This window comes from Saccharospirillaceae bacterium, assembly GCA_022448365.1.
GTDB lineage: Bacteria > Pseudomonadota > Gammaproteobacteria > Pseudomonadales > Oceanobacteraceae > Bacterioplanoides.
Window position 1 is genome coordinate 1 of sequence record JAKVCS010000033.1, and the last position, 2,147, is coordinate 2,147.

Consider the following 2,147-nt stretch of genomic DNA (forward strand, 5'->3'; position numbering starts at 1 on the left):
TTGCTGAACTGCTCCAGCAACACGTTTCCCGGTCCGCATGCATTTCGTGCCACAAGGCGATCGATCCATTGGGGCTCGGGCTGGAAAACTTTGCGCCAAACGGTCAGTGGCGAACCGAGTATCCCGACCAGGCTCCTGTGGTTTCAGCAGGCGTGATGCCCAATGGAAAGACGTTTAGCACACCTCGGGAAATGAAAGTCTTATTGCTGGAAGTCTATCAAGAAGAAATCGCCCACAACTTCGTTAAAACGATGCTGGCTTATGCCCTGGGGCGAAACATCGAGCCGTTTGACCGAGTGGCGCTGGTACCAATCCTCCGCAAGGTTCAAGAAGACGGATACCAAATCGACACGGTTATTGAACAGATCGTCCTCTCAAGGCAATTCAGATGCCGACAAGACCGCTGAGGTATTTCAACCTTTTATCTATAATCAGCATCAACACTGAGATTAGAAACCTACCCGGATGCAATCAATGAAATGTCATCGAAGACGTTTCTTACGACCTGCTGGCTCAGCAGCGGCCAAAAGACTTGCACACGCCCACAATTGGGGCGAAGATGGGGAGACGTTGAAAACAGCAACGCTGGCAGGGCTAGATTTAATTTATCAGGAGACTCGACATGGAAGCCGAAGCTTTGATTCTCGGTGGTTGTATGATTATGGCCGCTCTTATCCTGCGTTCGACCGAACATACAGTGTGGCACAACATGTACCGAGCTTTTAATTTGCTCCAGGATGGAAGCTACCCTGAACGTAAAAACCGGGAGTAGCGAATTTGCCGCCCAGCGTATTCGATAATCGAATCATTGCCGTGAGCGACTCACCCTGATGTACCCTTCCATCGCAAGCAGGTTCGGGACCCAGGCAAGCCAACTGACGATCGGGTAGGCAGCTTCAAAAGACATCTCCCAGCCTGCAGTCAACAAAGGCAACCATGTGCGCAGGGTCACCGCTGCAAATGTAAGTGCATAACTGCGTAGCATCCATGCGCGATGCGCGGCAAACTGTTTTGTGCGGACCGATTGAGAGGCCAGCACGGTACACGACAACCACAAGCTGGCCAGGGTACCGAAACCGAAAGCCGTGGCCGGACCCTCCTCCGCATAGAACGCAATATAGAATCCCGACACACCACTCAACAGACAGCTGAGCACATAAAGCGCCCCGCAGCCGCGATGCCAGCTCAGCCAACGCTCCCTGATCCAAGGCAGAAACTGGATCGGTCCAACCACCAGGGCCACGGACCCGAAGATAATATGCACATAGAATGCCACGAGATAGCTATTTTGTTCGAGTAGTTCCCCCTTCCCCAGCAATATCCTTTTCGGCTGAAAATCCAGAAAACTAATGGCTTGGAGGGCGATCGAGACTGCTCCCAAAAAACAACTCGTCCAGATGGCTCCTCTCATGGTCCACGCCTCCAGCAACGATTTAGTGATCCGAAAGGAACGGCATGCTTACCCGCTGCCGTGCTCAGAAAAACGTTTCACCCTAGCAATTGGTGAGGTGCCTGAATACCAATCCATCCCAACGGTTTTACCACCATCTGGACCTTTGCCGGTCCGCCACGACAAACAGGGTAATCACCCAGACCACCCGACTGGCGCGTTTGAATCCCGGGCCCGCGCTGCTGGCAAACCTCTCTCTGCTGGTGGATCTGCGCACCAAAACGCAGGCCAAACGGCCCCCACACAGCGTGTTCAAACGGATGTCACTTTTTTCTCATATTGAGAAAATACTGATTTTCTGGAGGCGAATGCCGCGACAAAACACCCCGCCTGAGTGCGGAAAATAAAAATCGGGCGGCGGCTGTGGAACGTTTTCTGTGGCTGGTAAACACAGCATAAAGCATGCATTTAAAACAGTTTACGAATTATGCCATAACCCCGAACGGCCACTTCCCCAGGCCCGTCAGTGCTGTTTTTGGCACGCTCGTTGCGATAGTTCCCTGCAGTAAGAAGCGAAAGCTTCTCTGAAATCATTATCATTCATTTTTGTGCAGGAAACGGAGTCTACAATGAAAACGACCACACAGCTGCAGACCACGGGGAACGCGACCATCACCAAGGCAACCGTCCTGACCAGCTTGACACTTGGACTCTTTCTGCTGGCGGGCTTGCCCACCACGGCCCAGGCCGACCCGTT

The 2,147-nt window shown here is 52.6% G+C and carries 3 protein-coding genes; 2 read left to right on the plus strand and 1 reads right to left on the minus strand.

From position 1 onward, the window contains the following. The coding region (locus MK185_17800; protein ID MCH2042484.1) for a DUF1585 domain-containing protein at positions 1–407 on the plus strand (407 nt) is incomplete at its 5' end. Positions 408–622: 215 nt separating this feature from the next. After that, the gene (locus tag MK185_17805) at positions 623–772 is read left to right on the plus strand and encodes a hypothetical protein (protein ID MCH2042485.1); all 150 of its coding nucleotides are present in this window, start codon (positions 623–625) and stop codon (positions 770–772) included. Between the two features lie 33 nt (positions 773–805). Here the strand turns inward: MK185_17805 and MK185_17810 are convergent, their stop codons facing one another. Next, a complete protein-coding gene (locus MK185_17810) occupies positions 806–1,411 on the minus strand; it encodes a DUF2306 domain-containing protein (GenBank protein ID MCH2042486.1) in 606 nt (201 codons plus the stop codon). Positions 1,412–2,147 lie beyond the last annotated feature (736 nt).

What these genes read in the sequence shown, in the direction of transcription:
- MK185_17805 (MCH2042485.1), top strand. Translation starts at nt 623, where the DNA reads ATGGAAGCCGAAGCTTTGATTCTCGGTGGTTGTATGATTATGGCCGCT.
- MK185_17810 (MCH2042486.1), bottom strand. Translation starts at nt 1,411, where the DNA reads ATGAGAGGAGCCATCTGGACGAGTTGTTTTTTGGGAGCAGTCTCGATC.